The following is a 15792-nucleotide window of genomic DNA, read 5'->3' as shown; positions in this document are numbered from 1 at the left end:
TAAGTGGACGCGCCGAGCTTTGCTGAACGCCATCGGCATTGCGCTCGACCCGGTCTCGCGCAGAGGTGAACGGTCTCTTATCCGACCTACGCGGTAAATGTCATGGGATGCTTTGCAATCGGAACCTCGATGATTCCGACCGCTGTGGTGTGGGTAGCCAAGAGACTGCTGAACACCCTTCCCTGCCTCGGCGTACCCCGCGGTCGCACCACCCTCACCATCCCACCCGCGAGGTTCGTAGACTCCTCGGACCGGGCGCGGTGCCCCCCGCGCTCGTCCGCCCCGGGGGGTGGCGGTGGCGTAGCCGGGACGTTCGAGCCCGGCGCGGGCATGGCACGGTGTGTGTACCTGGTTCGGCTCGGTGATCGACGGGAACGGCACGACGGAAGGGGGTCAGGCAATGGGTGGTTCGCAAGCGGGTGCTGCCACGGTGGGACGATGGCGGCCCGCCGCACAGCTCACCGTGCTGCTCGACGAGGACGACTTGTGGCGGCACACGCCCGCCTATCACGAGATCGTGCGCCGGGCCAGGGATACCGGTCTGGCGGGCGCCAGCGTGTGGCGCGGTATCGAGGGATACGGCGCGTCCGCGCATGTCCACACCAGCCGGATGCTGGATATCGCCGACCACCTTCCCCTGATGCCGGTGTTGGTCGACGAGCCGGAACGCCTGCGCGCCTTCGTCGAACGCAATGCCGAACTTTTCACCTCGGTCAACGTCACATCGGCGCCGGTGGACCAGTGGCAGGAAGGTGAGCGATGAGAAGACCGCGGGTCAAGCCGGGTGCTCGCGCCGGGTCTGCCGTAGACCATGCGGTAGCAGCCTGTTTCGCCTCGCCTGTGCCGCCGCGCACGACGGCCGTTACCATTGTCGGTTCGGCGTGGCTCGGGAATCTGAGCGGCGCGTCGGCGGGCGATCGGCCGCTCGCCGCCGCGAAAGCAGGCTTCCGCACCGTGCCGACCACGTTCAGCATGTACGGCTACGAGATGTTCCGGCTGGTGGCCGACGTGAACGACGTGGCCGTGGGGTCGGCGGTGACCGGGCGGTCGTGGACATGATCCTGATGACGAGCCGGGCACAGCCGATACGGAAGGGAGACCCGAGCATGGCCCACGATCGAGCCGGGCGTCCCGCGCGTCCCACCGATCTGGAAGACATCGCACACCTGGTGACGGCGTACTACAGCCGTACCCCGGATGCGCGGGATCCGGCCCAGCGGGTGGCGTTCGGAACGTCGGGACATCGCGGCTCCAGCCTGGACGGCGCCTTCAACGAGGCGCACATCCTCGCGATCACCCAGTCGATCGTGGAGTACCGCGCCACCCGGGGCATCACCGGACCGGTCTACCTGGCCAGGGACACCCATGCGCTGTCCGAGCCCGCCTGGACCACCGCGCTAGAGGTGCTCGCGGGCAACGACGTGACCGCGGTGATCGACGCACGCGACCGCTACACCCCCACGCCCGCGCTCAGTCACGCGGTGCTGCGCCACAATCGGGGCGGCGCCAAGCACCAGGCCGACGGCATCGTGGTCACCCCATCGCACAATCCGCCTCGCGACGGGGGCTTCAAATACAACCCCCCGCACGGCGGCCCGGCCGACAACACGGCCACCGACGCCATCGCCGCCCGCGCGAACGAGCTGCTGCGCGACGGCCTCGCCCAGGTCAAGCGCACCACGCTGGAGCGAGCGCTGGCCACCGGCGTGGAACGCTACGACTATCTCGACCACTACATCGACGACCTGCCCAACGTGCTGAATCTGGACGCGATCCGCGGCGCGGGCATCCGCATCGGCGCCGACCCGATGGGCGGCGCCAGCGTCGACTACTGGGAGGAGATCGGCCAGCGTTACGACCTCGAACTCGAGGTGGTCAACCCGTTCGTGGATCCCACCTGGCGGTTCATGACGCTCGACAGCGACGGCAAGATCCGGATGGACCCGTCCTCGCGCTTCGCGATGGCTTCGCTGATCGCGATCAAGGACGACTACGACATCTCCACGGGCAACGACGCCGACGCCGACCGGCACGGCATCGTCACGCCCGACGGCGGGCTGATGAATCCGAACCACTTCCTGGCGGTGGCCATCGAGTACCTGGTAGCCAACCGGATGGGGTGGGACGCGCTGACCAAGATCGGCAAGACTGCGGTCACGTCGTCGATGATCGACCGGGTGGTCTCCGTGCTCGGCCGCGACGTGCACGAGGTGCCCGTCGGGTTCAAATTCTTCGTCCCGGGGTTGTTCAGCGGCAGCCTGGCATTCGGCGGCGAGGAGAGCGCGGGCGCGTCGTTCCTGCGGATGGACGGCACCGTCTGGACCACCGACAAGGACGGCATCCTGCTCGCCCTGCTGGCCGGTGAGATCGCCGCGGTCACCGGGCAGAGCCCCTCAGCGCGCTACGTCGAACTCGAACGCCGCTACGGCAGCCCCGCCTACGCGCGGATCGACGCCCCCGCCACCGTGGAACAGAAAGAGCTGCTCGCGAAGTTGACTCCGGACATGATCACCACGAAGGAGATCGCCGGGGAGCCGGTCACCGCGGTACTGACCAGGGCGCGGGGCAACGGCGCGCCGCTGGGCGGCCTCAAAGTGACCACGGAGAACGCCTGGTTCGCCGCTCGCCCCTCCGGCACCGAGGACAAATACAAGATCTACGCGGAGTCGTTCCACGGCCCCGAGCACCTCGCCGAGGTGCAGACAGCCGCGGAGGAATTGGTGGGACAGGCGCTGTCCGGTGACCGATAGATCCAAGCCCCTGCCCACCGAGATCTGGGTGCTGGTCGGGGGCGCGTTCGTCATCGCCATCGGGTTCGGCCTGGTGGCCCCGGTGCTGCCGCAGTTCGCGCGCGGATTCGGCGTCGGCGTAGCGGCCGCCTCGGCGATCGTCTCCGCGTTCGCTCTGATGCGGTTGCTGTTCGCGCCGGTGAGCGGGCGGCTGGTGCAGCGGCTGGGGGAGCGCTCGGTCTACCTCGGCGGGCTGCTGATCGTGGCGTTGTCCACCGGCGCCAGCGCGCTGGCCCAGAGCTACTGGCAGCTCATGGTGTTGCGGTCGCTCGGCGGTATCGGATCGACCATGTTCACCGTGTCGTCGCTGGCGCTGGTCATCCGGATGTCGCCGCCCGAACAGCGCGGCCGGGTCTCCGGGTTGTGGTCGACCAGCTTCCTGGTCGGCTCGGTGAGTGGGCCGCTCGTGGGCGGCGGGTTGTCCGGGCTCGGCTTGCGGTGGCCGTTCGTGATCTACGCGGTCGCGTTGTCGCTCGTCAGCGTCGTGGTCTACCTGAGTCTGCGCAATTCGGAACTGGCCGCGCCGGAGCCGGTCGGCGGGGTGCGCATGATGTCCTTCCGGGAGGGCTGGGCGCGGCCGGAGTACCGGGCTGTGCTGCTGTCGAATTTCGCCAACGGGGCGGCCGTGTTCGGTGTCCGGATGGCGTTGGTGCCGTTGCTCGTCGTCGAGGTGCTGCACCAGGCCCCGGGAATGGCCGGTGTCGCGTTGACGGTGTTCGCCGCGGGCAACGTCGCGGTGCTGTTCGCCTCGGGGCGACTGTCCGACCGGTGGGGACGAAAACCGTTCGTGATCGTCGGCTCGCTGGTGTGCGCGGCGGGCACGGCGGGGCTCGGCCTGGCGACCGACGTGCCCTGGCTGCTGGCCACCTCCTTCGTGGCAGGGCTGGGTTCGGGCATGTTCACGCCCACTCAGCAGGCTGCCGTCGCCGACATCATCGGGCCCAATGCGCGCGGCGGGCCGGTGCTGGCCGGTTTCCAGATGGCCGCCGACCTCGGCACCGTCATCGGGCCGGTCGCCGTGGGAGCCCTCGCCCAGCAGGTGTCCTACGGGCTCGCGCTCGGCGTGACCGGCGCTCTCCTCGCGGTCGCCGCACTCGTGTGGGCCGTGGTCCCAGAGCCGCTGCGGCGTCGCGGTTCCGTCCATGCGGAGATCCCGTCCGAACGGTCCGGGGGCGCCGACGATGCCGAACGCCGACCGGCTGGGATCGATCGAGCAGTGAACGAGGTGTCGGGCGCGCCGGTAGCCGACAGTCCGGCGCCGGTCGTGGCGGAGGCAGGTGCACCGGGTGATCGCCGGGAAAACGTGAAACAAGATCGCACGGTGGCTGATCGTCCCGAACCGGTTACGGGTGAAGCGGTAGGGGAGGCCGAGGATCCAGCGGGTCGTTCCGCTGCCGTGACAGATGATCGCCGCGGTACCTCAGGCGTCGTCAGGCCGATGGTAGCCGCGCCCGGCATTGCGGTCGCCGACTCGAATGGCCAGGAATCTCCGACCCCCGAAGGGTGGCCGATGTCTCGCCGCACACGTCGGCGGGTGCAGCGACGTACCCGCCGAACACGCTGAATCTGAGGCGCAACCCGCCCGGCGCGGCGCAAGGGGGAGCCATCTGACACCGTCACACCGGGGCTGTCACACAGTCAGAGACCCAGCAAGAGCTCCTATTCCCAGAGTTGGGGATGCGGTCGCTGATTGCTGCTCATGCTGTGGACAGTATGAGTCTGGCGATGCACTGGTGCGCGCGAGACAAGGGTATCGGGTTGTGCTCCTAGCGAGACCGGGAATTGGAGGTCAACCATGCGTGCCCAAGTGCTGCTGACTCGGGTTGCCGACAGTATCGCTGCCACGCTTGGGCGGGCAACCGGAGCTGTCGCTGACCGCTGGGGGTCGTTTGCACACGTAGCAGGGGACAACGTTGGGCGACTGACCTCGCACGACGCGGACAATGGCCTGCTGATCGCGCGCTCCAATCTCGAGGGGAGAGGTGGGTCGGGGCCAGGCACATTCGCCGGTATTGGTGAGGGCAAGATGGTGTCGTTCACGCCCCGTCAGGTGAAGAGCATCCCGCTCAAGGGCGCCGACGGCCGAGTGATCGGCACCGCGTTTCCCAGCAAACCCAGCGATGAGAAGTTGGTGACGGCCTGGGCCTCCACCGAGATGGATGTGGGAGGGATCAAGGCGAAAGGCAGCGATTTCATGGTGGTTCCCGCCTACGAGATCCCGTCTCCAACTGGCGAAGCAGGACGCTGGTTCGATTTCGGGGAACTACAGAACGCACCTTGGCTCGAGGATGTCATGACATCCGGCAGGCTGCCGATCTATGCCTGGGCCCATGCCAACCCAGAGCAATTCGTCGTCAGCGTCAACAAGGGTTCGTGGCTGCGACCGAAATGGACAAATGTGCACCTCGACGGCGACACCTACGCTCGGCTGCTGATGGTCGACAAGCATTTCACACAAGCGGCGGGAACCAACCCCGGCGCGAGCGTGGTGATGCTTTCGTGCGAATCCGCAATCGAGACGGGGCTGCCAGGTGGCTCAGCGGCCCGGGCAGCCGCCGAAAATCTCCACCAGCACGGTGGCGCTACGGGCAATATATACGGCGCTACCGGAGATGTGATCTTGCCCAAGCCACAGGACGATCTCTCCCAGTTAGCGGTTGTGCAGCACTACGACGACGCAGGCAACCCCCTCCCCCTGTTCGAAAAGTTCTCCCCTCCGAGTCCAGGTAATCCCAGTCCATAGTGATAGCAGAGCACTGAGAGGTCCTCATAGTGGAACCAATGCCCGGCGCTGTCCGGCGAGACGACTGGTTCGTCCTTCTCGACCCGACATGGCAAACCGAAAACCCATCAGGCGATCCACCTGTGGAGGTGATCGTCGGAGGCTGGCGGCTCGACCAGAACGGAAGTCTCGGTCCGTTCCAGTCGAACCCTCGCTATATCCCTCGCAACGACTCGACCCCGACCGACCCGATGGATGCTTTGCTACGACTGATCGCTAACGGAGACGACTGCAGCGACCAGATCATCCCAACCCTGCGCAATACCGTGGTTCAACTCGCATGCGACAGCCAGGACCAGCTGTGCATCGCCCCCGCACCAGACGACGTGACTTGTGCACTCGTCGTCACTGCCGAGGTCCACAAGCAACGACTGAACGTGCCGCACTGGTGGCCGATCCTCGGCGCTCAACTGCCAGAGGTGATCCCTGCCGGGATCGACGTCTTGTTCAACCCTGGTAGCGAGCACCAGTTCCGACTCACCACCGAGGCAATTCGGTAGCCGAACTCCTGATCGGCGTACCGCACGATGCCCGAATCAAGGCACCGTAACGGTCACGGGACAAACGAGCCTCATCAGACCGGAAGCCGGTGATGGCCCAGGCAGGGTTGCACAGACAGCAATTTCACGCCGAATCCGCCCGATTTCGGCCAGTCAGCGATTTCCTGGCGCTCTAACCTGGTCGGCGTGGACCCACTCAAACCGCTTGGTGGAAGGACTTCGACCAACCGGAACGCCGCAGGGCCTCACCGTCGTCCCCGATGCGGCGGTCGGGCTGGTTTCACCTGATCCGAGGACACACTGGGTGGGCTGTGCGGTGTCGTCTCGTGTGCGCAGTCGGCGTCGGATCGGGATGCCTGGCCCGGCGGCGGATGGGACGAGGGGTTGCGGCAAAGTGTCATTGTGAGCGAATCGCGTTCGAGTTACACGCCACGGCCGATGTCCAGTGCGACCACCTATGCGCTCGGCGCGGTCGCTCTCGCGCTGATCGTATTGATCGTCATCGCGGCGATGCGATGGGGGCGGGACGAAGCGGCCGTTCGCAACGACGGTTACGGTTCGGTACGGGAACCGGCGGTGCACTCGATGCTCGAGCAGAACGGTTCGATCCTGCTCGGCCGCCCGGACGCGAAGAAGACCATCGAGGTCTTCGAGGACCCGCTGTGCCCAGGCTGCGGCAGTTTGGAGCACATCTACGGTCAAGAGCTCGCGCAGCGGATCGATGAGGGCGCGCTCGCGGTGCGCTACCGCTTGGTGAATTTCCTCGACGCGCGGTCCCGGAGCAAGGACTACTCGACCCGTGCTGTCGCCGCGAACCAATGTGTCGCCGAGGCGGGTTCGGGCCCGGTCTACTCCAAGTTCCACACCGACCTGTTCACCACGAAGCGTCCCAGCGAAGGGGGCGCCGACCTGAGCAACGACGAACTCGCCGCGATCGCCCGCGACGCCGGAGCCTCCGAGCCGGTGCGGCAATGCATCACGACCGGCGCCAAGATCGACTTCGCGCGCACCACCGCCATGGCGCAGACGGCGGCGCTCGGCGAGGCGCTGGGCGGCTCCGCGGCCACGCCTTCGGTCTTCGACGGCACGAGCAAGGTCGACACCGGCGACGAAAACTGGGTGGTCGGGCTCACCGATTGATCGGCGGTCGTCTACGCCGCCCGTCTGCGGCCCAGTCGGCCAGACATCGAACGGAAGGGCCGGAACGCCGACTCCACCAAATCGACGTTCCGGCCCACTCGACGGCGCGACCCGACATCCCCAGCCCCCGGGATCGCCGGCCACCGAGTTCTTCCGTTGGCCTAGGGCCGGGCAACGGCTCCACCTGCCGCCGCCCGGCCCCCGCACTCGACGGCGCGATCCGGCCCCCTGTCCCTAGACCGCACCTCGAGATGTCACACCGCTGCCGCGAGACCTGCCGGCTCGCCGGACTCTCGGAATGGACAAACCAGCAACCCCATCTGCTCTACCCATTCCGAGCGCCCCAACCGGTCACCGTCCCGTAGCACACGATTCAACCTGCTTCGAACACATGTTCGATTATAGGCTCATTCACCCCCGCCTGTCACCCCCGAATCGAGCCGATTTGGTCGCCGACACACCGTTGGTGTAACTTCATTCAGGCGCGGCGGGGAAGTCCGAAGCGCAACCAACCAGGGGCTATGGCGCAGCTGGTAGCGCACCACACTGGCAGTGTGGGGGTCAGGGGTTCGAGTCCCCTTAGCTCCACTCGAGCAGAAGACCAGGTCCGGCGATTTTCCGGGCCTGGTCTTTGTCGTTCCGGCACCTCTCGAATCCCGGGTTGACGACACCACTGACGACAGTTCAGATCGCGGTGTCGTCGGAGGAGTCGAACAGGGTGTCCATCGAATCCAGCGCGTCGCGCTTCACCGCCCACCTTCAGGGTGGCGATTTCTGTTTCTGGCAGGTGCCGCGTCAACAAACTGCGCGCCGTCATGGCCGCTGTTTCCGCTCGAGTCTTCGTGCCTGGCTTTCGACCTTCCGGTATTTCTCAGTTTCCGGCGACGACACGACTGACAAGCTTTGGTTCGCACCCGATCAGCTCAGGCACTGAGCTACTTGCAGCAGGCTTGGCTTTTACAGCACCTCTACTGTTGTGGCGTGGAACTGTCCGATTCGCTTTGCTGTCGTCGCTGATCGGCGGTTCTGGTCATATTCCGTCGGTCGAGTGCGGTCCCCACCACCACTCGTCTGACATGAGCGGGTAGTCGTCGGGTGGCCAGCTCGCGCCGGTGATGTGGGAGTCGTCGGAGGGATCGTGCCAGGCGATGACCGACTCGGTGATGTCAACGGGGCAGGATGCGGCGGCCCGGGGCAGTGATGGTGTCGAGCCCTCGGTGCTGTGCAGGGGTTGCGACGTGCCGCCACCGGTGTTTTCGGCGGCCGGGGGTTCGGTGGCGGTGCGCGGCTGAGGTGATGTGTCAGTGGGTCGATCAGGTGTCGACTGGCGGCGGGTGCGGGTGACCGGAGCGTACGTGACGGGATCGAACTCGGAGATTCGTGCTGGTGCGGGGTGGTGTCGCGGAGATTTCGCGGGACGCGTTGCCGGTGTCGCAGCCCTCGTCGGTGCGGTGCGAATGGGCGCACGTGGTGCGGCCCGAGATGGGGTCGGGGTCTGGGTCACGCTCGGTGCTGTGTTCGGTTCGCTGGGTGAACCTTCGCGTGCTCGTGCGGAAACGTGCTGCTGGTCTGCCGTCGGCGAAGACACCCCGGTGTGGATGGGTTCGTTGCTGGGTCGCGGCTGCGTGAGCTTGTCGACGACATGCTGGCGACCCTCCTGCAGGCGTGGATCGCTGCTCAGCGCCGCCACGGTCTCACGCATGACCGCTGCCGCGTCGGCCACCGCTGCGCGATGCAGGTCGATGATCATCTCGACCAGCCGACGCGGGTCCAGATAGGCGCCGCCCTCGCCTAACTCGATACTGTGCAGCGTGCCGTTCGCGCCGACTTCCACGCGCAGCGACCCATCCGCACTGGCTGCCTTACCCCTGGCATCGGTGAGCGCACGCTGGAGTCGTTCGATGTGGCCGGAGACCGGATCGATATCCCCCATACTGCGAACCTTCTCTACTCGAATCGTCAAGTGGACCATACGACTGCTCAAAGGGCGACGAACTGCTGGTTCGAGTTGTTGCGTGGGTGAGTCGTGGTCGCTAATGTAACCGCCGACGGGCTACAGGGACATGGGGGGAAATCATGGCTGCCGCAGCGGATCTCGATTCGTCACGGACGCAAGAACTCGCGACGACGCTGGGCAAGGCGGAGACGCAGATCGCGGGGATGTTCACCGGTGAGGCCGGGGATGCTGGTCTGACGTTGCCGGGAACGAAGATTTCGGATGTGTCGACGACTGCGATCGCCAAGGTCGCGAAAGCGGCACAGACGTTGATCGCCGACTATGACGCGCTGTCGGAGGCGACCTCGACCGCGGTGAGGGAGTTTCAGAACAAGGATACCGAGAACGCGGGCGATATCGCTGCTGCGCAGGGGGCGCTGGCATGAGGACCTCGGGTTCCGGGGAACAGGATTCCGTTGCCGGGGCGGCGCCCCTCACCGTCGCGCAGGTGCTGGCTTGGGAGCCTGCGACGTTGCGGACGCGAGGTGATGGCTGGTCCCTCCAGGCCTCGAATCTGACAAGCTTCGATGACACCCAGTACCGCGCCGTCGATGCCGGTCGTGACTTCTGGACGGGTAGTGCTGCGGAGGCGATGCGGTCCAAGCACGAGGAAATTCGCACAACCACAAGGCGTCTCATCACGGCCCTGCAGGACGGTGCGACCGCGGCGCAGTCCGGTGCGAGCACTTTGGGCTCAGCGAAGACCGCCGTGGTCAATGCGGTGAGGGCGGCGGAATCGAAGGGCTACGAGGTCGGTGACGACGGAGCCGTCACCATCTCGACCAGCACCCATCAAACCCTGCTGTCGCAGTTGCCGGATGCCTCGTCGTATTCGGTGGCGGCGGGAACGCTGCAGGTCGATGCGGATGCCTCGGCCACCGCGGTGAAGCAGGCACTCGCGAATGCTCGCACCGCCGCCGCTTCCGTGCAGGCCGCGATCGAAACCGCGTTCAGCCGACTCCCGGAGGGGGATTCGGTGATTTCTTACGGGCTCCCGCAGAACACCGGTGGGTACGGCAGCTACACGAAGGAGTACCCCTTTACCGCACCGTCCGGCTATTCTCCCGCCCAGATCCATGACGAGATCGCGAAGAACTTCGACAAGTACTTCCCGTTCAGCGGCTGCGGTCCCACCATCGAGACCGGCAAGGAATGTCGTCTGGATTCGCCGGTCGGTGGGCAGCCGGTCCGGATCGAATACGTCGGCCCAGAGGGGATCGTCATCAAGTCGCTCGACGGCCACATCGAAGGCGCCGACCGCACGATCACTTTCCAAGCGCTACCGACGAGCGGAAATCTGTGGGAGCTGAAGGTGGACGCCTGGGGCCCAGTCGGCGGAGCTTCAGCGATTCCGGGCGGCGGCGAGGCGAGTGGCACCGTCTGGCAACGCTTTGCCAGCAATCTCACCGACCGCCTCCCCTGGCCCGGGGACGGCCTGAGATGGTGATCGTCAAAGACGTCCTGCTGTTCCTGTCCGGCGCCATCAGCGCCTGGGTCGTCTCACTGCTGCTTCTCTATGTCTTCTATATCTCCGCCGCAGACAGAGTCGCCTTTCCATTCATCGGCGCCCTCGTCGCGGTGGCAATCCTCACCGCGTCAGCCCTCGGCGCGAACAGGTTCTCCCGTCGCGCCCGCCTCGGATTCGGCATGGGCGCACTTGCCTACGGGATCGCTATTCTGTTGTCCGCGATTCTGGGCTGAGCCGCCCGGCTGCGGTCGCGGGCGATGACCGTTGCGCGCGGATTGCCGCACCAAGTTCTGGTGGAGCCTGCCTTCGCTGCCGAGGGGTTCGAGTCCCCTTAGCTCCACTTCAACAAAGATCAGGTCCGGCGAGTTCGCGGACTTGGCATTCGTCCTTGGCGGGCATCTCGAGGTATGCACGACCAGATTGCGGCTTCGTATGCTCACACTCCGCTCGGGGACGTCGCTCCTACGGCCCGATCCGGCAGGTCGCATAGCCGTTGCCGTGGAATTCAGCTCCTCGGCGCTTGACGGCTGCCTGCTATCGGACCACTGATTGCAATGTGGGATCAGTCTGGGTACATTGCGAACCGATTGCAAACTGCAATCAGAAAGGGTTTCGATGAAACAGTTGGTCCGCGTTCAGAACTTCAGCGTCTCCGGTGATGGCTACGGTTCAGGGGAGGGGCAGAGCCTCGAGCGCCCGTTCGGCCATGCCGATCCCGGTCCGCTGTTCTCTTGGGCGGGCGCCACCGCTCACTGGCCCACCCGGACCGAGCCCGGCGGAACCTACGGCCTCGACGACTACTGCGCTCGCGATTTCCGCAACAACATCGGGGCCGAGATCATGGGGCGCAACAAGTTCGGTCCGCAGCGGGGGCCATGGGAGAACTACGACTGGCAGGGCTGGTGGGGGGACGAACCCCCGTTCCACACTCCGGTATTCGTCCTCACCCACCACGTGCGGCCCTCGTTCACGCTGGGGGACACCACGTTCCACTTCCTCGATGCGTCTCCGAAAGATGCGCTCGCTCGGGCATTCGATGCCGCGGAGGGTAAGGACGTGCGCATCGGTGGCGGTGTCGCGACGGTCCGGGAGTTTCTCGACGCGGATCTCATCGACACGATGCACGTCGCCGTCGCGCCGGTCGAGCTCGGTCGCGGTGAAAGACTGTGGACGAGTCCCGACGAACTCGTCGACCGTTTTCATCTGGAGCGGATCCCGAGCCCGAGCGGGGTGGTGCATCACTTCTTCTGGCGAAGGTGACCGACGGGCAGTAGCCGCCCCATAGCGGAGGCCGGAACTCACCTCGGAAATGAAGGGGTGCTTTTACGGCAGACGTGGGTATCCGGTCCGTGTTCTGCGAGCGGCTCGCGCCGCGGAACTTGGACGGAGAAGCAGTATGGCTCACACAAACCTTTCCGGCACCGCCGGACGGATCGCCCAGAACGGCGTCTTCGAGCGATTCGCCCGCGCGGGCTATGTCATGTCCGGCTTGGTCCACCTGCTCGTCGGCTACATCGCCATCCGGCTCGCGCTCGGCGGGGGAGGCGGCACCGCCGACCAATCCGGCGCCATGGCCGAACTGGCCGCCAAACCGGGCGGCGTGCTCACGCTCGGGGTGGGCGTGGTCGCGTTTCTGCTGATGGCGCTCTGGCGGCTGGTGGAGGCCGTATTCGGCAGCGCGTCCAAACCCGGCGCCGACAGCAGGAAACACGAAGCGTTCGATCGCGCCAAAGCTTTCTCGCTGTTCGTGGTCTACATCGCGTTCGCCGTCTCCGCGTTCCGTTTCGCCCGAGGCAGCGGCAAGTCGAGCAGCAGTGAAAGCGTCGGGCTCACCGCCCGCCTGATGCAGAACACGGCGGGGACGATCGCCCTCGTCGTGGGCGGGCTGATCATCATCGCGGTCGGTGGCTACCACGTGTACAAAGGGGCGCGTCAGAGCTTCCTCGACGACCTCCACGGGACACCCAGCGCCTTCGTGCGGCGGCTCGGCACCGTGGGATACATCGCGAAGGGACTGGCCATCGGCGCGGTCGGGTTGCTGGTGATCTTCGCCACGCTCGGGTCGGATCCGAACAAGTCCGCCGGACTCGACGGCGCCTTGAAGACGCTGGGCGCTCAACCCTTCGGCGTGGCTCTGCTGCTCGTGGCGGGGCTGGGCATCATCACCTACGGGCTCTACAGCTTCGTGATGGCCCGGCGCGCCAAGATGTAGCGGAGCCGGTCCCGCCCGGAACCGACGGCGGCGGCGATCCCCTCGTCAGCCCACCGCGGCGGTCTCGTGCTCCAGTACTTCGCTGGCCGCGCGTTCACCCGAGCGGATGGCTCCGTCGATCCAGCCGCACATGACCGCGGAACTCTCGGTGCCCGCCCAATGGATGCGACCGCACGGCTCGCGCAGGGCGTGGCCGAACTGGGTGAGCACGCCGGTCGGGGCATGGCTGAGCATGCCGCCGCCGGAGTAACGCTCGACGCTCCAGTTCTGCTCGACGAAGTCGACGGGTGAGCCGGCTTTCCGGCCGAACCGTTCGACGAGTGCGCCGAGGATCGCGCTCTTGCGTTCCGCGTCATCGAGCCGGCCCAACTGCCGTGCGATGGGCCCTTCGACGATGACGCACAGGACACCGGGCCGCCCGGTGTCGGTGCACGCATCGATGGTGATCGTCGCAGGCGAACTCGGCGCGGCCGACTGCCCCGACAGCCCGTCGGCTCGCCAGAACGGTTCCTCGTACACGACGGAGATCTTGATGATCGAGCCGCTCGGCATACGTTGATGGAGGAACCAGCGATCGACGGGCAACATCGGCTTGTACGCGATCTGGTCGGCGATCGCCAAGGGGACGGCCACGATCGCGCGCCGGGCGCGCATGGTCACCTGGGCTGCGCGGACCGTCACCCCCTCGGCATCCTGATGGATGCATCGGACCGGTTGCGAGAGATGGATCGAATCGCCGAGTTCGGCGGCCATCGGCCCGTAGACGGCGCCCATGCCCCCGACCGGCCGCGCGTCCTGCGCTCCGTCCTTCACGCCCAGAACGAAGTCGGGTCCGCCCCCCGAAGCCATCTGGTACAGCACGAAAAGCAACGACACCTCCGAAGCCGCCGAGGTGTAGCAGCCCGCTATGGCGGTCTCGAGCAAATCGTGGGCGGGCTTGGACAGGACATTGTTCTCCAGCCAATGCGCCAGGCTGACCTGATCCCACTTGTCGGCCTTCTTCGCCGCCCACGGCGCTTCCAGCGGAACCGACTTGCACATATGTCCGAGCTCGAGGAATACCGCGCCGAGGTTCATCGCCGCCCACGGGCTCATGGTCCACGGGATCGTGCCCGTATAGCGGTGCTGCTTGCCGTCGACCACCATCAGGGCCGAGCCGTCGGTGTACTGCTTGTAACTCGCTACCCCGAACTCGGTCATCAGAGCCTGGACCCGGTCCTGACCCGGCCCGATCCAGGCGCCGCCGCGATCGATCCACGAACCGTCGTCGCGCACTTCGGTGAAGGTGCGTCCGCCCAGCCGGTCCCGTGCTTCCAGCAGCGCGACCGATCGGCCCGCTTGTTTCAGCCGCAGCGCGGCCGTCAATCCCGCGAAACCGCCGCCGATTACGCAAAAGTCGGCGTCTGTCATGGCGTGCCGTCCTCGTGTCGAAGTTCCGCACGGCCGCCGTGGTACCCGCGCTCGATCGGCGCACTCGGCACAGCGGGTGCGATTCGCCTTCGATCAGGTCTACGCGTCGAATCTTGGGCAATTCTATAGCAAATTGCCGCGCTCGGTCATCTCGAGGCATTTCCGGTGCGGACGCCCGGCAAGCTGCCTAGGCTCACGGATCTTGTTGTCCGACCGCCTGGAGCTCCTCCGATGACGATGTCCCCGTCCTCTGCGCACAGCCGCGCGACGCATGGTTCGCCGATCGATACCGACGGCCCGCGGATTCCGCTTTTCGCAACGGAATTCGCTGCGGACCCGCACAGCGCCTATCGCGAGATGCGTGCGCGATACGGATCGTTGGCGCCGGTGGAACTGGCGCCGGGCGTACCGGCCACCTTGGTGATCGGTTATCACGCCGCGGTGCGGATCATGAACGACCCGGACCACTTCCCGGCCGACCCGCGCGCTTGGCAGCAGAACATCGCCGCGGACTGCCCGGTGTTGCCGATGATGCAGTGGCGGCCGAACGCTTTGCGGAATGCCGGAGCCGAGCATGCCCGCTATCGGCAGGCCAACGTCGCGGGGCTGGAGATGGTCGACCTGTACGGCCTGCGCGACACCGTCGCGCAGCTGGCCATTCCGCTGATCAACTCGTTCTGCGCGGACGGGGCCGCGGATGTGGTGCGCCAGTACGCCTTTCCACTCGCCTTCGCGGTGCTGAACGCCTTGCTGGGGTGTCCGGCCGAGATCGCGCAGCGCGCCGCGACCGGTATGGCCGCGATCTTCGAGGGTGTCGAGGCGGAGCGCGGGAACAAGATGCTCATCGATTCGCTGGGGGAGTTGACGCTGCTGAAACGGGCCGAACCCGGCAACGACATCACGACGCGCATGCTGCGGCACTCGGCGGGGTTGAGCGACACCGAGATGGTGCACCAGCTGGGGACCCTGTACGGCGCGGGTATCGAGCCTCAGCAGAATTTGATCGTCAACACCTTGCTGCTGATCCTCACCGACGAGCGCTTCGGCGGCAGTGTGCTGGGCGGGAGCCTGTCGACCCGGGACGCTCTGGACGAGGTGCTGTTCAACGATCCGCCGATGGCGAACTTCTGCTTCAGCTTCCCGAAGCAGCCGGTGCTGATCGATGACGTCTGGCTGCCCGCCCACCAGCCGGTGGTGATCAGCATGGCCGCCTGCAACACCGACCCGGCGATCAGAACCGACCAGTACGCGGGCAATCGGGCGCATTTGGCGTTCGGCGGCGGGCCGCACGTGTGTCCGGCGAGTTCACTGGCCTACCTGATCGCCCAGGACGCCATCGACCAACTGCTCGACGCCCTGCCGGAGATGCGGCTCGCCGTCCCGGTGAACGAGCTGATCTGGCGTCCGGGTCCGTTCCATCGAGCGCTGACCGCCCTCCCGGTCGTTTTCCCGGAGTCGGCGCCCCTGCCGGTGCTGTAGTTCGCGGGACGGCTGT

15 protein-coding genes, 1 tRNA gene and 1 pseudogene are annotated in these 15792 nt (G+C 66.3%); 15 read left to right on the top strand and 2 right to left on the bottom strand.

The window, feature by feature from the left end; genetic code table 11:
* Positions 1-400 precede the first annotated feature (400 nt).
* From GVY39_RS03920 to GVY39_RS03880, 9 genes and pseudogenes are all read left to right on the top strand, one after another.
* Positions 401-763 carry a DUF190 domain-containing protein gene (locus tag GVY39_RS03920; RefSeq protein WP_159921067.1) on the top strand — a complete coding sequence of 121 codons (363 nt, stop codon included), beginning with the start codon at positions 401-403 and terminating at the stop codon, positions 761-763.
* A complete protein-coding gene (locus GVY39_RS03915; RefSeq protein ID WP_159921069.1) occupies positions 760-1059 on the top strand; it encodes a fluoride efflux transporter CrcB in 300 nt (99 codons plus the stop codon). The genes GVY39_RS03920 and GVY39_RS03915 overlap by 4 nt, the downstream gene beginning before the upstream one ends.
* A 47-nt stretch (positions 1060-1106) precedes the next feature.
* Entirely contained in the window at positions 1107-2750 is a 1644-nt protein-coding gene (gene pgm, locus GVY39_RS03910) for a phosphoglucomutase (alpha-D-glucose-1,6-bisphosphate-dependent) (RefSeq protein ID WP_159921071.1), read from the top strand.
* Positions 2740-3981 (top strand): annotated as a pseudogene (locus GVY39_RS03905) (MFS transporter); the annotation flags it as partial. The gene pgm and the pseudogene GVY39_RS03905, both read left to right, overlap by 11 nt.
* Positions 3982-4584: 603 nt before the next feature.
* Positions 4585-5532: a hypothetical protein gene (locus GVY39_RS03900; RefSeq protein WP_159921075.1), complete on the top strand. Its 948-nt coding sequence runs from the start codon at positions 4585-4587 to the stop codon at positions 5530-5532.
* Between the two features lie 38 nt (positions 5533-5570).
* Positions 5571-6071: a type VII secretion system-associated protein gene (locus GVY39_RS03895; RefSeq protein WP_159921077.1), complete on the top strand. Its 501-nt coding sequence runs from the start codon at positions 5571-5573 to the stop codon at positions 6069-6071.
* Between the two features lie 438 nt (positions 6072-6509).
* Positions 6510-7211, top strand: a complete 702-nt coding sequence (locus GVY39_RS03890; RefSeq protein ID WP_159921079.1) for a thioredoxin domain-containing protein — start codon at positions 6510-6512, stop codon at positions 7209-7211.
* Positions 7212-7726: 515 nt separating this feature from the next.
* Positions 7727-7799 (top strand) — tRNA-Ala (locus GVY39_RS03885).
* A 130-nt stretch (positions 7800-7929) separates the two neighbouring features.
* On the top strand, positions 7930-8145 hold the full coding sequence (locus GVY39_RS03880) for a hypothetical protein (protein ID WP_159921081.1): 216 nt from the start codon (positions 7930-7932) through the stop codon (positions 8143-8145).
* Positions 8146-8241: 96 nt separating this feature from the next.
* Here GVY39_RS03880 and GVY39_RS03875 read toward each other — a convergent pair whose 3' ends face one another.
* Positions 8242-9144, bottom strand: coding sequence for a YbaB/EbfC family nucleoid-associated protein (locus tag GVY39_RS03875; RefSeq protein WP_159921083.1), 903 nt, complete (start codon positions 9142-9144; stop codon positions 8242-8244).
* Between the two features lie 143 nt (positions 9145-9287).
* On the opposite strand from GVY39_RS03875, the gene GVY39_RS03870 reads away from it, so the two are divergent.
* The 5 genes from GVY39_RS03870 (at position 9288) to GVY39_RS03850 (ending at position 12887) form a co-directional block, all read left to right on the top strand.
* Complete coding sequence (locus GVY39_RS03870; protein WP_159921085.1) at positions 9288-9593, top strand: hypothetical protein; 306 nt, start codon at positions 9288-9290, stop codon at positions 9591-9593.
* Between the two features lie 62 nt (positions 9594-9655).
* Entirely contained in the window at positions 9656-10654 is a 999-nt protein-coding gene (locus GVY39_RS03865; RefSeq protein ID WP_159921087.1) for a WXG100 family type VII secretion target, read from the top strand.
* Complete coding sequence (locus GVY39_RS03860; protein WP_159921089.1) at positions 10648-10908, top strand: hypothetical protein; 261 nt, start codon at positions 10648-10650, stop codon at positions 10906-10908. Before GVY39_RS03865 ends, GVY39_RS03860 begins: the two co-directional genes overlap by 7 nt.
* A gap of 382 nt (positions 10909-11290) precedes the next feature.
* Positions 11291-11935 (top strand): dihydrofolate reductase family protein, encoded by a 645-nt coding sequence (locus GVY39_RS03855; RefSeq protein ID WP_159921091.1) that lies wholly within the window; start codon positions 11291-11293, stop codon positions 11933-11935.
* 136 nt (positions 11936-12071) lie between these two features.
* Complete coding sequence (locus tag GVY39_RS03850) at positions 12072-12887, top strand: DUF1206 domain-containing protein (protein ID WP_159921093.1); 816 nt, start codon at positions 12072-12074, stop codon at positions 12885-12887.
* Between the two features lie 45 nt (positions 12888-12932).
* Here GVY39_RS03850 and GVY39_RS03845 read toward each other — a convergent pair whose 3' ends face one another.
* Positions 12933-14297 (bottom strand): FAD-dependent oxidoreductase, encoded by a 1365-nt coding sequence (locus GVY39_RS03845; protein ID WP_159921095.1) that lies wholly within the window; start codon positions 14295-14297, stop codon positions 12933-12935.
* A gap of 231 nt (positions 14298-14528) precedes the next feature.
* On the opposite strand from GVY39_RS03845, the gene GVY39_RS03840 reads away from it, so the two are divergent.
* Complete coding sequence (locus tag GVY39_RS03840; protein WP_159921097.1) at positions 14529-15776, top strand: cytochrome P450; 1248 nt, start codon at positions 14529-14531, stop codon at positions 15774-15776.
* Positions 15777-15792: the final 16 nt, after the last annotated feature.

This window comes from Nocardia sp. CY15, from assembly GCF_009829295.1.
Lineage (GTDB): Bacteria > Actinomycetota > Actinomycetes > Mycobacteriales > Mycobacteriaceae > Nocardia > Nocardia sputi.
The sequence above is the reverse complement of the archived record's forward strand: the minus strand, read 5'-3'. Positions and strand labels throughout refer to the sequence as shown.